The 13,938-nt window shown below is 65.1% G+C and carries 18 protein-coding genes; 6 read left to right on the plus strand and 12 right to left on the minus strand.

Translation table 11 applies throughout. The features are described 5' to 3' along the window. Positions 1–2: 2 nt before the first annotated feature. From QMG28_RS02565 to QMG28_RS02600, 8 genes are all read right to left on the minus strand, one after another. Positions 3–1,373: an aminomethyl transferase family protein gene (locus tag QMG28_RS02565; RefSeq protein ID WP_281840599.1), complete on the minus strand. Its 1,371-nt coding sequence runs from the start codon at positions 1,371–1,373 to the stop codon at positions 3–5. Between the two features lie 27 nt (positions 1,374–1,400). Further along, positions 1,401–1,718 (minus strand): YciI family protein, encoded by a 318-nt coding sequence (locus tag QMG28_RS02570; protein ID WP_281840600.1) that lies wholly within the window; start codon positions 1,716–1,718, stop codon positions 1,401–1,403. A 6-nt stretch (positions 1,719–1,724) separates the two neighbouring features. After that, complete coding sequence (locus QMG28_RS02575; RefSeq protein WP_281840601.1) at positions 1,725–2,402, minus strand: alpha/beta fold hydrolase; 678 nt, start codon at positions 2,400–2,402, stop codon at positions 1,725–1,727. Positions 2,403–2,406: 4 nt separating this feature from the next. Beyond that, a complete protein-coding gene (locus tag QMG28_RS02580; RefSeq protein ID WP_281840602.1) occupies positions 2,407–3,711 on the minus strand; it encodes a TRAP transporter large permease in 1,305 nt (434 codons plus the stop codon). Then, positions 3,708–4,205, minus strand: a complete 498-nt coding sequence (locus tag QMG28_RS02585; RefSeq protein WP_281840603.1) for a TRAP transporter small permease — start codon at positions 4,203–4,205, stop codon at positions 3,708–3,710. Before QMG28_RS02585 ends, QMG28_RS02580 begins: the two co-directional genes overlap by 4 nt. A gap of 12 nt (positions 4,206–4,217) precedes the next feature. Continuing rightward, positions 4,218–5,204 (minus strand): TRAP transporter substrate-binding protein, encoded by a 987-nt coding sequence (locus tag QMG28_RS02590; protein ID WP_281840604.1) that lies wholly within the window; start codon positions 5,202–5,204, stop codon positions 4,218–4,220. Positions 5,205–5,429: 225 nt separating this feature from the next. Next, positions 5,430–6,839, minus strand: coding sequence for a vanillate/3-O-methylgallate O-demethylase (ligM, locus tag QMG28_RS02595; RefSeq protein WP_281840605.1), 1,410 nt, complete (start codon positions 6,837–6,839; stop codon positions 5,430–5,432). A gap of 114 nt (positions 6,840–6,953) precedes the next feature. Beyond that, complete coding sequence (locus tag QMG28_RS02600) at positions 6,954–7,685, minus strand: GntR family transcriptional regulator (RefSeq protein WP_281840606.1); 732 nt, start codon at positions 7,683–7,685, stop codon at positions 6,954–6,956. Between the two features lie 111 nt (positions 7,686–7,796). Between QMG28_RS02600 and QMG28_RS02605 the strand changes: the two genes are divergently transcribed. Together QMG28_RS02605 and QMG28_RS02610 are read left to right on the plus strand one after the other, a co-directional pair. Further along, a complete protein-coding gene (locus QMG28_RS02605; RefSeq protein WP_281840607.1) occupies positions 7,797–8,135 on the plus strand; it encodes a hypothetical protein in 339 nt (112 codons plus the stop codon). A gap of 3 nt (positions 8,136–8,138) precedes the next feature. Then, complete coding sequence (locus QMG28_RS02610) at positions 8,139–8,387, plus strand: hypothetical protein (protein WP_281840608.1); 249 nt, start codon at positions 8,139–8,141, stop codon at positions 8,385–8,387. Here QMG28_RS02610 and QMG28_RS02615 read toward each other — a convergent pair. Further along, positions 8,384–9,265: an AEC family transporter gene (locus QMG28_RS02615; RefSeq protein WP_281840609.1), complete on the minus strand. Its 882-nt coding sequence runs from the start codon at positions 9,263–9,265 to the stop codon at positions 8,384–8,386. The genes QMG28_RS02610 and QMG28_RS02615 overlap by 4 nt on opposite strands. Positions 9,266–9,348: 83 nt before the next feature. Between QMG28_RS02615 and hspQ the strand changes: the two genes are divergently transcribed. Further along, a complete protein-coding gene (gene hspQ / locus QMG28_RS02620) occupies positions 9,349–9,675 on the plus strand; it encodes a heat shock protein HspQ (protein WP_281840610.1) in 327 nt (108 codons plus the stop codon). A gap of 11 nt (positions 9,676–9,686) precedes the next feature. On the opposite strand, the gene QMG28_RS02625 is transcribed toward hspQ, so the two are convergent. The 3 genes from QMG28_RS02625 to QMG28_RS02635 form a co-directional block, all read right to left on the minus strand. Next, on the minus strand, positions 9,687–11,276 hold the full coding sequence (locus QMG28_RS02625; RefSeq protein WP_281840611.1) for a gamma-glutamyltransferase family protein: 1,590 nt from the start codon (positions 11,274–11,276) through the stop codon (positions 9,687–9,689). Between the two features lie 277 nt (positions 11,277–11,553). Continuing rightward, on the minus strand, positions 11,554–12,093 hold the full coding sequence (locus QMG28_RS02630) for an ATP-binding protein (protein ID WP_307726335.1): 540 nt from the start codon (positions 12,091–12,093) through the stop codon (positions 11,554–11,556). Further along, on the minus strand, positions 12,053–12,397 hold the full coding sequence (locus QMG28_RS02635) for an STAS domain-containing protein (protein WP_281840612.1): 345 nt from the start codon (positions 12,395–12,397) through the stop codon (positions 12,053–12,055). Before QMG28_RS02635 ends, QMG28_RS02630 begins: the two co-directional genes overlap by 41 nt. Positions 12,398–12,493: 96 nt before the next feature. Between QMG28_RS02635 and QMG28_RS02640 the strand changes: the two genes are divergently transcribed. The 3 genes from QMG28_RS02640 to QMG28_RS02650 are packed head-to-tail and all read left to right on the plus strand — an operon-like array spanning position 12,494 to position 13,925. Next, positions 12,494–12,943, plus strand: coding sequence for a GAF domain-containing protein (locus QMG28_RS02640; RefSeq protein WP_281840613.1), 450 nt, complete (start codon positions 12,494–12,496; stop codon positions 12,941–12,943). Further along, positions 12,937–13,314, plus strand: coding sequence for a GFA family protein (locus QMG28_RS02645; RefSeq protein WP_281840614.1), 378 nt, complete (start codon positions 12,937–12,939; stop codon positions 13,312–13,314). The genes QMG28_RS02640 and QMG28_RS02645 overlap by 7 nt, the downstream gene beginning before the upstream one ends. Next, complete coding sequence (locus QMG28_RS02650) at positions 13,311–13,925, plus strand: LysE family translocator (RefSeq protein ID WP_281840615.1); 615 nt, start codon at positions 13,311–13,313, stop codon at positions 13,923–13,925. Before QMG28_RS02645 ends, QMG28_RS02650 begins: the two co-directional genes overlap by 4 nt. The last annotated feature ends 13 nt before the right edge of the window (positions 13,926–13,938 follow it).

Consider the following 13,938-nt stretch of genomic DNA (forward strand, 5'->3'; position numbering starts at 1 on the left):
CCTCAGGTCTGGCTTCTGTAGCTTTCGCGGGAGGCCGAATGGATCGGCCAGGGCTGGACAATTGCGCGCACCTCCACCTGGCGGTGGCGTTCAACAGTGGGTTTAGAGCTTCCGCCATCCGGTTCGCCCCACGTAACCGTCACTTCAGTGCCGATTTCCGCCACCTCCGGGTCGAGGATCGCAAGGCTGATCCAGGCGCGTTCATTGGGCGAATAGACCGGCGTGATCGACACGCCGACAAAACGCCCGTCAACACTCACCCGGTCATAGGGGTGGGCCGCGTAGTGGGCGGCGGGCATTTCCATGTATTTCGGCGCGAGGCCATCGTGATCGAGCAGCCCGCCGTAGATCTCGGCCACGTCCGCCGCGTTCCAAACGAGCGTGACCTTCTTGCGGTGCGGCCCCCCGGCCATCTTTTCCAGCGCATCGCGGCCGATGAAATCGTGGTCGAACCTCACCACCCGGCCATAGTCGAGATCCCAGGGCGTGAGGTAATAGTCTTCGACATTGTCCGACACGTAGCTGCCGCCGAGCGACGAGAGCGCCTCGAAGGAATTGGCCGGCAGCCAGTCGCGGTAGGGCTTCATCTGCTCACCGGTATAGATCGCCGGCAGCGGCGAGGGCACCCAGCCGCTTTCGGCCGCCGCCGCCGCATAGGCCCGCGCGCCGACGAGGCGCAGGCCATATTCGGCACCTGCCTCGATCAGTGCGGCTTTCACCTTCGGCCCGTCCGCCACCGGCCCCCAGATCTCCAGCCCCTGCTGGCCGCCCATGCCGTGGCTCAGCGTGCGCGCCTTGCAGCCGGCGATGGTGATCTCGCCCATATTGAAGAACTTCGTGGTGAGCGGCCCGCCCTCGTTGACCTTGTTGAGGATATCGAGCGCCTTCGGCCCCTGCACCTCGTAGCGGTAGGTCAGACGCGGCTTGTCGGGGTCGTCGAGCGAACGCTGGTCGCGGGTGACGGTCACGTCATAGCCGCCGGTCTCGGCAAAGAACTGCACCCAGTTGGGCAGAACCGGGCGACCGACCACATTCACCTCGTCGTCTTCGAGGCCGAAGACGATGGCATCGCCGATCACGTAGCCCTCATGGCTGACGCAGACGAGCTGCTTGGCCTTGTTCTTGCCGAAGCCCGCGAAGCTGTTCACCGAGAGATCGGAGAGCAGTTTGATCGCATCGGGCCCTTTCACATAGAGGTCGGTCATGTGGAAGGACTGGTCCATCAGCGCCGCGCTCTCGCGCCAGGCGCGCATTTCCTCGATCCAGTGGCTGAACTCCGAAGCGATCGGAAAGGCGTAGCGGCCCATCTGGCTTTCATACATCATCCGGGCCGGGTTGCCCCGTGCGTCGAGGCGGTCTTGCAGCGATTTCATGGCGTCCTCCCTTGTGTTCTCCGGTGCTCAGATGACCGACATCCGCTCCGCAATACGCGCGGCCTGAAAGCTGTCGGCCAGCCGGGTAATCTCCGTTTCGGCCACCACGCCGCCGGTGACGAACGGGTCGCCCTCGGCGAAGGCGCGGGCATCGGCTTCGGTGGCGGCTTCCAGCACGCCCCAATGGCCGATGGCATTGCCGTCGCCATCCCAGAGTGCCGAACCGATCAGCACCGAGGCGAGGCCGTTGCCCCCCGAGCGCACCCAGTCGCGGTGTTCGGGGCGCAGGCGGTCACGGTCGGTGTCCCGATCCGAGTGGTGGCGGTTTTCCATCAGGAAGAACATGACCGCCTACGCCCCGAGGAAACCGGCCAGAAGCTCCGCAACCTCGTCGGGTTGTTCGACGGGCGCGAAGTGGCCGGCATTCTCAATCACCTCCAGCCGTGCGTTCGGCAGAAGGGTCAGCATTTCTTCATGTTGTGCAACCGGGCTCCACTGGTCCTGCCGTCCGACGACGAGCAGGGTGGGGCAGGTGATCGCCGAAAGGTAGCTCGCAGCATCGGGCCGGTTCACCAGCGCTTTGATCTGACGGGCGTGCAGATCGGCATCCTTGCGCAGCACCATGTCGGTCAGCCCGCGCATCAGCGCTTCGTTCTGCTGGTTCGGCTCATGCACCATCGGCGGCAGCCAGCGCACGGCGAGCGCCTCCATCCCGTTGTCATAGGCAAACTGCACGATCTCGTCGCGCTTGGCGGTTTCGCCCTCTTTCAGCGGGTGGATGCCGGTATCGAGCAGCGCCAGCCGTTCGATCCGCTCCGGCGCCAGATGCGCCATTTCCATCGCCACCCGCGCGCCCATCGAATGCCCGGCGACGCGCAGCTTGCCGGGATGAGCATCGAGGCAATCCTGCGCCATTTCGGTGATACTGTCCTGCGTCGAGAGGTCGGCCACCGCCGCATCCAGTTGCGCCAGCACCGGCTCCCAGACGAAGCTGTCGCAGAGCAGGCCGGGGATGAGCAGCACATTCATGGCGCTATCCGATCATCGTATTGGGCAGGAGCAGCGAGATCTGCGGGAACAGCACCAGCACGATCAGCGTGATCAGCATGGCGATCCAGAACGGCACCACCCCCCAGAAGATCCGCGACAGCGGCACGCCGGGGGCGACCGATTTGACGATGAACACGTTCAGCCCGACAGGCGGCGAGATCAGGCCCATTTCCAGCGTCAGCACCACCAGCACGCCAAACCAGATCGGGTCGATCCCGAGCTGCTGCACCACCGGAAAGAAGATCGGCATCGACAGCACCATCATCGCAAACCCTTCGAGGAACAGCCCGAGGATCAGATAGATCGCCAGCATGATCGCCAGCACGCCCAGCGTGGGGACGGCCAGCGTTTCGAGGAAGCCGCCGAGCGCCTGCGGGATATGCGAGAGCGCGAGGAAGGTCTTGATCATGTAGGCCGAGATCAGGATCAGCATCACCGTGGCGGTGGTGACGACCGAGTCTTTCGCGGCCTTCCAGAGCATGGCAAAGCTGAGCCGGCGCATCGCCGCGCCGAACAGGATCACCAGCCCGGCGCCAACCGCCGCCGCCTCGACCGGCGAGAAGAAGCCACCGTAGATGCCGCCGATGGTGAGCAGGATCACCAGGAGGATCGGCATCGCGCCGACCATCGCCCGGCCCTTTTCCGACATCGTGGTTTTCGGCCCGGCAGGGCCATAGGCGGGCTTCCACCAGGTCAGGATCGTGATGGTCAGGATGAACATGCCGAGCAGCAACAGGCCCGGCAACACCCCGGCCAGGAACAGCCGGCCAATCGATTCCTGCGTCAAGAGCGCGTAGATCACGAAGCCGGTCGAGGGCGGGATCAGGATGCCGAGCGTGCCGCCGGCGGCGACCACGCCGGTGGAGAGGCGGTTGTCATAGGCGAAGCGGTCCATCTCGGCGAGCGAGACGCGGCCAATGGTAAGCGCCGAGGCCACCGACGAGCCCGAGAGCGCGGCAAACCCGCCGCAGGCGATCACGGTCGACGAGGCCAGCCCGCCCCGGATTGAGCCGATCGTGGCATAGGCGGCATCGTAGAGCTTGCGGCTCATCCCGGTCTCGGTGGCGACATTGCCCATCAGGATGAACAGCGGCACGACGACCAGTTCGGCGGAGGAGGCCAGCGAGAAGGAATCCGAGGCAAGCTGGCTCAGCGCGGCGGCGGGCGAGTTGAGGATCCAGTTGCCGACGAAGCCGACGGCGAACATGGCGAAGGCCACGGGCACGCGCAGCCCAAGCAGCACGAACAGAATGGCCATCCCGACGAGGCCGATGACTTCCTGGCTCATGCCTTCTCCTTATAGCCGTGATGCGGCAGCGGGCTCAGGAACAGGCTGATCGCGCGCAGGATCATGCCAAGCGCGGTGATGAGCGCGGCGGCGATGATGAAATACTGGAAGTAGACTTTCGGCAGCCCGATGATGTTGGTCGCAAGGTTCAGCATCTTCGACAGCCCGGCACTGTCCCATGTGGTCCAGGCCAGCCCGAGGAAGATCACGGCCCCGAGCAGGGCGGAGATCACATCACCGGTGCGCACCATCCAGCCGGGCATCGAGTTTTCGAACAGATCGACCGAGATATGGCCGCCCACCTTGTCGCACATCGCCATCGCGCCGAACACCAGCACGACCATCGCCATCTGGCTGATATCCTGTGCGCCGGTGAGCGGGTGGCCGAAGAACCGGCCGACCACGTCGACCAGAATGACGACCACTTCGGTCAGCAGCCCGATGGTGCCGATCAGGGCAGACAGGCGCGTTAGCCCGTCTGCCCATTTTTGCACAATGCCAAGCACTTACATGCCCTGCATGGTCTTGAGAACGTCCTCGTAGCCGCCGCCGGAGACGATCTCGTCGGTCACCGGGTGGGTGATGGCCTCGAACGCGGCGCGCTCATCGGCGCTGAGGCTGTAGACGGTGTTGTCGCCGGTGGCGCTGATTTCGTCGATCACCTGCTGGGCGCGGGCGTTCCAGCCGTCTTCAGCCGACTGCGAGAGCGCACGGCCGGCGATGGAGTCGATCGCGGCGCGTTCGGCTTCCGGCAGGCTGTCATACTTGGCCTGGTTCATCACCACGTAGAACGAGATGTGGCCGAGCGGTGCGTTCAGCGTGTAGCTGTTGGCAACCTCGTCGAGCTTGAAGTCGCCGATCGCCGAGGCGCCGGTGATGACGCCGTCGATCAGGCCGGTTTGCAGCGAGTTGTAGATCTCGCCCGCCGGCATCTGCACCGGGGTGGCGCCGAGCGCTTCGACGGTGGCGGCAGCAGCCGAGCCCGACACGCGGATCTTCAGGCCCTGCAGATCGTCCGGCGTGCGCACGTCGATGTCTTTCATGATGAAGACGTTGGGCTCGGAGAGCCACAGCGCGAGCGGCACGGTGCCGGGGAATTCTTCGGCCAGCAGTCCGGCATCGTAGGCATTCCAGATCAGGTCATAGCCGGTCATGCCCTCGGGCAGCGCGCCCGGCAGTTCCGAGACCATGGTTTTGGGGAATTGCGACGAGGTGTAGCCTTGCAGGCCCCACACGATGTCGGCCACGCCCTGAACGACGCGGACATATTGCTCAAGCGGGCCGGCGCCAAGCTCGCCACCCGGATAGACCTCGATCTCAAGGCCCGAACCTTCGACGGCGGCTTGCAGCGGCTCGATTGTCGATTTGGTCAGCGTATGCGCGGGCGGCACCCAATGCGCGAATTTGATGGTTTCGGCGCCGGCCGGCAGAGCGGCGGCGGCGGCAAGCGCGACGGCAGCAGCGGCCGAGCGCAAAAAGCGTGCGTGTTTCATGGTATTCCTCCCAGTCTGTTTCGAACCGGCCTGCGGGTGAGCGGGTCGGGTGGTTCCGACTCTATTGCGCACAGCTGACCGGCCTTATCACATTTGCGCCAATTGGTATAAGTTTGAGCTATAGGTATCGGGCGGCTCGCGGCGCGGCTTCGGCTGCCCGATTCCCATTAAGTGTAGGGTAAATGCGGCGAAAAGTATCTCTTCGCCGCATTCGGTTTTCCCAGATTATTTGCCCTTGGTGCGCCAGCTGTCGGCGTAGTTGGTGCGGGCTTCGGCGGCATAAGGCGTCGGCGAAACGCGCACGCGGATCGTCGTCTGTTTATGCGGCTCGACCGAGGTCTTCGCCGAGCCGCCATCGGGCTCGCCCCAGACCATTTCGAGCACGTCGCCCACTTCCACACTGTCGTCGACCACGCCGAGCGAGAGCATGCAGCGCTCGTTGAACGAGTAGCCGTTGAACATCGACATCCCGACCATCTTGTCGCCATGCATGACCATGTCGGCGGTCGAGGAGGCGTAGTTCGGCTGCGGGAAGTCGATCCACTTGTAGTTTTCTTCGCCCGGCGCGAAGGACGAGGCGATAACCTTCATCACGTCCTCGGCATTCCACTCGAAGGTCACCTTCTTGCGGTTCTTGCCGTCCTTCAGCCTGGTCAGGGCATCCTTGCCGATGAAGTCGTCCTTCTTCCAGCCGATATAGAAGCCGTAGCCCAGCTCGAACGGGTTCACGTAGTAGTCTTCGATATTGTCGGAGACGAAGCTGCCGCCAATCGAGCCCGCCGCCTCGTAGGAGGCTTCGGTGAGGAACTCGCGGTATTCCTTCATCATGCCGTCGCCGGTGTAGATGCCGGGCAGCGGCGAGGGAATCCAGCCGGACTCGAGCGTGTTGGTCGAATAGGCGCGCGAGCCCACCAGGTGCATGTCGACGCCCACGTCGCGGGCGGCCTGCTGGATGGTGGTCTGGATGTAGTGCTTGTCGGCATAGGGGCCCCAGAGCTCGAGGCCCGGCGCGCCGGCCATGCCGTGGCGCAGCACCTTCACGCGGCGGGTGCCGACGTTGATCTCGGCGACGTGGAAGAATTTCACGTCCGGCACCGGGCCGCCATTGATCTTTTCAAAGATCTTGTCGGCGTCGGGGCCCTGGATCTGGAAGCGGTAATGGGTGCGGTAGATCGCCTTGCCGTCAGGGCGCGAATCCGAGCGCGGATCGTGGCTGACCTTCACGTTCCACTTGCCGATGGCGGCCTGGAACAGAATCCAGTTCGAGGTCGGCGCGCGGCCGACGGTCAGGAATTTGTTCGGCTCGAGACGGAAGATGATGTGGTCGCCGATCACGTGGCCGGCCGGGGTGACCGGCACGAAGTGCTTGGCGCGGTCGGTGCCGAAATTCGAGAAATCGTTGATCCCGACATGCGACAGGAACGCCTCGGCGTCGGGGCCTTCGACGGTGACCTCGTCCATGTGGTGGGTCTGGTCGTAGAGCACGACCGAATTGCGCCAGGCCGCCTGTTCCGAGCGCCAGTTGGTGAACTCGGGCGCGACGACCGGGTAGACATACATGCCGATCTTCGAGTTGCGAAGCGTTTCGACGATGTTGCCGGATTGTTTGATGATGTCTTCAAGGCTGGACGCCATATCTTCCTCCCGTGGCATACTATGTATACATTTGTGTTCCCGGACGGCCTCAGTTTCAAGGAAAATCGAAGGGCCGGCGAAAATCAGCCAAATTATGTATGCATGGCAAGGGGATCAGTCGACGATCAGCGCCATTCCGGGCAGGGGCTGGCCCGAATCACTGCCGTTTCGGTTGGTTTCGAGGTTCTCGCGCGCGATCCGGGCGTGCTCGCGCGCGAGCGCCTCGGCGCGGGCGCCTTCGCGGGATTCGATGGCGTCGACGATGGCGCGGTGCTGCGTCTGGGCCATCACCAGCGTGCGATGCGTGGCCGCGCTGGTGGCATGGCCGAGCACGAATGCGGAGGGCGAGGCGAAGGGCAGAGATTTCACGCGGGCGATTTCACGCTGGATGATCGGGCTGCCGCACAGATCGGCCAGCAGGTTGTGAAACGTGGCGTTGAGTTCGCTGTACCGGTCGAAGTCGACAGGCGAGTCGATGGCGCCGAAGCAGGTGTCGATCTGGGCGACGATTCCCCTTATTTTCCTGATTTCATCCGCCGAAACGCCCCGCTCGGCCGCGATCCGGGCGGCGGTGCCTTCGAGCACGCCGCGCAGCTCGATGGCGTCGATCACGTCGCGGTAGGTGAACGACCGCACGACAAAGCCGCCACCCCGGGCGCGCTCCAGCAGCCCCTCTTCGGCGAGGCGCGACATGGCTTCACGCACCGGCGTGCGGGAAATGTCGAGCTCCTCGGCCAGCGCGACCTCGTAAAGCCGCGTGCCGCCGGGCAACGCGCCGCCGACGATGCGCTGGCGCAGCTCGTAAGTGGCGCGCTTGGTATGGGTACTGCCTTTGGATTCGGCCATGTGAACTCCCCGTGTATACATCACAATGTATACATTGAGTGACCGATCAGGGAAGAGGCTGTCGCTTGACCGGCCCGGGGGCCGGTCCTAGCCTTCATGCCGGAGGCGCGCATGAACGGCGGAACCCAGGGCGAAGTGGCCGCGATCAAGGCGCGGCTGGCGGACGAGATCGCGCGGTTCGATCCCGAGCGGCACGGTCATGGCATTGCCAGCTGGAACCGGGCGATCCTTGCCGATTTCGAGGCCGCGCTGATCGAGCCGGAAGAGACCGAGGTGCATCTGCCGGGCGGGGTGAGCGATTGGGCCTGGGCCGTCACCCGGCACAAGGGCCCATACCGGGTGCTCTGGCTGCCCTGGGCGAATGCCTTTTCGCTTGCGGTGGAAAGTCGCTTTGGCCCGGTCGATATTCAGGTGCATGGTGATGCCATCGGATGTTTTTCATCGGTTTAGGCGATGAGCGGGTCAGATAAACGGCATCTTCTCAGAGCGTTCGGGTTTCGGGCCGGGTATCTGCTGCTGGCCTGGGCGCTGTGCCTCGCCATCGTGGGTTTCGGGCCGGGTGGCGGGATGTTTGCCGCTCTCGTGACGGTCCTGGCCTGGCTCATCCCCGTTTCGGCGCCGGTGCTGCTGTGGCTCGATTGGCGGTGGCTCAAGGCGCATGGGCGCGAGGTAAACCGTTTCGGCCTTCGGCGCCGGGGCTAGATCAGGAAGGCGAGCGTGATCGGGATGGCGAGGACAGCGGTGAGCGTCGAGGTCACGACCAGCCCCGCCACGGCATCGGAATCCGCGCCGTATTTCTCCGCCAGCATGTAGGAGGTGACGGCCACCGGGGTCGAAACCTGCATCACCAGCACGGCGAAGGGGACGGGTCCGAGGCCGAAGGCGCGGCCAACGGCCCAGCCGAGCGCAACCGTTGCCACCACCTTGACCAGCGAAATTGCAAATGCGCGGCCCAGCCCCCTCGGATGCAGGCGGGCCACCGCCACGCCGAGCGTGATGAGCATGAGCGGGATCGCGAGCTGCCCGACAAGATCGAGCGTGTTGGTCAGAAAGCGCGGCGTGTGCCAGCCCTGCCAGAGAAACAGCGCACCAAGCAGCGTGGCCCAGACCAGCGGCTCCTTCAGCGCTTTCATCGGCGAGCCGCCGCCCGCAACGATCCACACCCCGAAGGTGAAGGACCACACCGCCATGACGGCAAAGACGACCACGGCATAGCCCAGCCCCGCCTCGCCAAAGGCAAACAGCGCCAGCGGCAGGCCGAGATTGCCGGTATTGCCGAAGATGAGCGGCGCGAGATAGGTGCGCAGATCCAGCCCGGCGAGCCTTGCGCCCAGATAGGCCACGAGCGTGATCGCGCCATAGGCCGCGATCGCAGCAAGCGAAAGCGTGGTCAGCGCCGCGGGCGCGATCTCGGTTTTCATCAGAGCGGTGAAGATCAGCGCGGGAACGGACAGCGTCATCGCCAGCTTGGTGACGAATTCGATTCGGTATTCGAAGCCCAGCCGGACCCAGAGGAAGCCGATCAGCGCCAGCAGGAAGACCGGCGCGACGATTTCGAGCACTGTCAGGACAAGGTTCACAGTCTGTTTCCTATAATTTCGAGCGGCTTGCATGGACAAGCGCGGGTGCGAGGCACTACTACTGGGGCGGGAGCTGTTGGACCATGCTGAAGTCGCGTGCCAAATATCATCTTGGGCAAGTTGTGCGCCATCGCAAACATCCCTTCCGGGGTGTGATCTTTGACGTGGACGCAATGTTTTCCAATACCGAGGAATGGTATCAGGCCATTCCCGAAGACAGCCGGCCGTCGAAAGACCAGCCGTTTTACCATCTGCTCGCGGAAAACGATCAGAGCTACTACGTGGCTTACGTGTCGGAGCAGAACCTCGTGGCAGACTATTCCGGCGAGCCGGTGAGCCACCCCGACGTGGACGAGCTGTTTGGCGAGTTCGAAGACGGGCACTATCCGCTGCATTTCCAACTCAACTGAGCCGCCCCCCGTCAGTAGCCCAGCGCCACGCCGTCCTTGCGCGGGTCCGAGGCGCCGGTGAGCAGGCCGCTTGCATGGTCGATGCGGATCGCCTGTGCGCCGCCAAGCGGCTTTTCGGGGATGGTCACGGCATGGCCCATTGCGGCCAGTCCGGCGCGCACCGTATCTGGATAGCCGCGCTCGACCTGCATCGCACCGGCATCGGCAAAGCTGCGCGGCGCGTCGAGGGCGGCCTGCGGGTTGAGCCCGTAATCCACGATATTGGTCAGCACGCGCACATGGCCGTTGGGCTGATAGGCCCCGCCCATCACGCCGAAGGGCATCGTCACGCGCCCGTTCTCGCGCAGCATCGCCGGAATGATCGTGTGCATCGGCCGCTTGCCGCCACCCGCCTCGTTCGGATGCCCCTTCTCCAGCGTGAACCCCGCGCCACGGTTCTGGAACAGGATGCCGAATTTCTCCGAGGCGAGGCCGGAGCCGAAGGAATGGTAGATCGAATAGATCAGCGAGACCGACATCAGATCACGGTCGACAACCGCAACGTAGACAGTATCGCGGTGCTCCGCCCCGGCAAGCGGCGCGGCGGCAGGCTTCGCCCGCCCCGGGTCGACAAGCGCGGCCAGGCGCCGGGCGGTCTCGGGGGCAAGCATGTGATCGAGCCGGGTCGTATAGGCGGCGTCGGCCAGGAAACGGTTGCGTGCATCATAGGCGAGTTTGGCGGCCTCCGCCTCCAGATGCGCGCGCCGGGCGCCGAACGGCTCCAGCGCGGCGAGGTCGAATTCGGCGAGGATGTTGGCCATCAGGATCGCCGTCGCGCCCTGGCCGTTGGGCGGATGCTCGACAAGCTCAATACCCTTGTAGTGGCCCGAGACGGGCTTGCCCCAGCTGGCTTCGGTCGCGGCAAAATCCTCTGGCGTGAACTGGCCGCCCATCGCATTCAGCGAGGCGACGAGGTCATCCGCCACCTCGCCTTCGTAGAATCCTTGTCGGCCTTCGGCGGCGATCCGGCGCAGCACCTCCGCCTGCGCCGGCGCGCGGAAGATCGTGCCGGGTGCCGGGGCGCCGCCGGTGGTAAGGTATCCGCGCCGGGCTGCGTCATTCATCAGGTGACCGTCGCGCGCGGCGATCGCCCAGTCGAAAGCGACGCGCGGGGCGACCGGCACGCCGTCCTCGGCGTAGCGGATCGCTGGTGCGAGCACCTGTGTCAGCGGCAGTCTGCCATGCGCCTCCGATAACCGGCAGACCGCGTCGACCGCGCCGGGAACGGTGACGGCGGCCACGTCACGCACCGGCACCGTTTCGTGCCCGGCAGCCCGGAGCGCCCCGGCATCGAGCCCGGCGGGTGCGCGGCCAGAGCCGTTCAGCGCAATGATTCCGTCCGCACCGGGTATGTCGATCAGCGCGAAAGCGTCGCCGCCAAGCCCGGTCATTTGCGGTTCGCAAATGTTCAGCACCATCGCCGCGCCGATGGCCGCATCCACCGCATTGCCGCCGGCCTGCAGCAAGGCAACAGCGGTTTGTGCCGCGAGCGGATGGGAGGTGGCGCAAAGGCCGCTGGTGGCGAAGACGGGGGAGCGGCCGGGCAGGTGAAAATCGCGCATATGTGCCTTGGGCAAAGGTGGGGCGGGCGGCGCGGTTGCGCCGGCCTGCAAGCGGCGTGACGCTGGCGCAAATGGCACGGCAATGCAACCGCCTGCGATCACGCGGCAGGATCGGGCTGGCCCGGAGGGCAAGAACCTCGGTGCCACGCACTGGGTGGGGGCTGTTAACGTGGCACCGAGGGAAGCTTTTGCAGCTACAATGCCACTCTTCTCCGGCAATCGGTCCACGATTGGGAACCAATCGGGTTTTTTTGGGGCAATCCCCGAAAGCTGTGGATCAATTGATCCGGTTTGTCGCCGTCAGCGCCAGGCAGAAGTGAAGCTCGTTGCGGTTGGCGGAGCGGTGGTATTCCAACGTTTCGGTCAGCTCGCGCACCAGCAACCAGCCAAACCCGCCTTCGGGCAGGGCGTGGGGCGGCACGTCCAGATCGTGTGGCCGGCCAAGGGGGATTTCGCCCCTTGGCATCGGCCTGCCATCGTCGCGGACATGAACATCCAGAACGTCACGCCGCCGCTCGATCTCGATCTCGATCACACCGCGGCCATGATCGGCATAGGCATGTTCCACCACGTTGTTGAGCACTTCGGCGAGCACGATCTCGGCGTTGCCGCATGCCTGCGGCGCGATGCCCATCCGGCGGAGCGCGCTCACCGCAAGGTGCAATATGCGCCGCACCGAGGTGTCATCCCCCGCGCAGACGAGGCGGATCCTCTGCCCGTCCGGCGATATCGCGGCCCGCCGGTGATCGCGTGCGCGCCCCATAAAGGTGAAGGATCTATCCAGCATCCGCCAGCCTGCCGGTGGCAGCAGCCACATCCGGGTGGATCGTGAACACCGTATCCATCCGGGTCAGCCGGAACACTTTCTCCACCATCGGCGTGAGCCCGGCGAGCTCAAGGCTGCGGTCCGGCCCGAGCTGTTTCATCGCCGCCACGACGGCGCCAAGGCCCGAACTGTCAAGAAAACCGACCGCCGCCAGATCGAGCACCACGCGCTTCGGCCCGCCTTCGGTCAGGCCACGCATCATGTCCTTGAACCGGATGGCGACGGCGGCATCAATGCGTGCGTCGCCGACGGTGATCACACGCAGGGCGCCGAAATCCTTGCTGGTCAGATCCATTGCCTTTCTCCTTTCCGGCAGGCTCGTTATGACTGAAGCTAGCGGGCGATCCTTACCATTCGGTAAGCGTCGGCCGGGTTTGGTGAAGGACAGAGCATGGATTACGCGGAATTGCGCAGCCGGATCGGAGCGCTGGTGGCCGGTGAGACCGATATCGTCGCGCTGATGGCCACGGTGGCCTGCGAGGTGCACCATTTCGACGCCCGGTTCGACTGGACCGGGTTCTATCGCGTCACCGCGCCCGGACATCTCAAGATCGGTCCCTATCAGGGCGGGCATGGCTGCCTCGATATTCCGTTCGAGCGGGGCGTCTGCGGCGCGGCGGCGCGCACGGGCGAGGTGCAGCGCGTCGACGATGTCGAGGCATTTCCCGGCCATATCGCCTGCGCCGCGTCCACCCGGTCGGAGCTGGTGTTGCCTGTCTGGAACGGCGCCGGCGCACTGATCGGCGTGTTCGATATCGACAGCGACCGTCCTGCCGCCTTTACTGACGAGGATGCCGAGGCGCTCGGCGCGATGCTGGAGGAGGTGTTTGGGCGATGCTGAAAGGATCCTGCCTGTGCGGCGACGTGACCTTCACGGTCACCGGCACGCCGCATGATCCGGCGGCCTGCCATTGTAGCCAGTGCCGAAAGATGTCGGGCCATATCTGGGCGGCGGCGATCGTTGCGGAAGACGAGATCGAGATTGCCGGCCCGGTGCGCTGGTATCATGCCAGCGAGAAGGCAAGGCGCGGCTTCTGCCCGCGCTGCGGCTCGTCGCTGTTCTGGCAGGGGATCGGTTCGGGCAACATGGATTTCGCGCTCGGCGCGGTGGATGGTCCGACGGGGATGCACCTGGCCCGCCATATCTTCGTGGAGAGCAAGGGCGATTATTACGATATCCCCGCGAGCGAGCCACAGCAGGAAGAGGAATGATGCTTCTCGGCCTCGACTGGCTGACCGTGGCGAGCTTTCTCGGCGCGGGGGTGCTGCTGAACCTCACGCCGGGGGCGGATGTGATGTTCGCCTCCGCCTCCGGCATGTCGGGCGGGCCGCGTGTGGGCGTTGCGGCGGCGTTCGGCGTGGCGCTGGGCGGGCTCATGCACAGTGTTCTGGCGGCGGCCGGGCTGGCGGTGATCCTGCAGGCCAACCCGCTCGCCTATGACGTGGTGCGCTATGCCGGGGCGGCCTATCTGCTCTTCCTCGCGGTGAAGAGCTGGCGCGCCGGGCCGCCGGACGAGGCGCAGGGCGTGGCGCGGCTCGGGCGGGCGATCCGGCGCGGCTTCGTCACCAATGCGCTGAACCCGAAGGTGGCGCTGTTCGTACTCGCCTTCCTGCCGCAATTCACCCGGCCCGAGGCGGGGCCGGTCTGGGCGCAGATCCTGCTTCTGGGCGGATTGTTCTCCACCACCGGCTTCTTCATCACGGCAGGTTACGGCGTTCTGGCAGGCGTGGCGGGGCAGGCACTGGGCCGGGCGGCGGGCTGGCTCGATCGCGTCGCCGCCATCGTTTTCGGCGCGCTCGCCTTGCGGCTCCTGCTGGACTGAGGCTGCCGCATCT

This window comes from Sinisalibacter aestuarii (genome assembly GCF_027923545.1).
In the GTDB taxonomy this organism is placed as follows: Bacteria; Pseudomonadota; Alphaproteobacteria; order Rhodobacterales; family Rhodobacteraceae; genus Sinisalibacter; species Sinisalibacter aestuarii.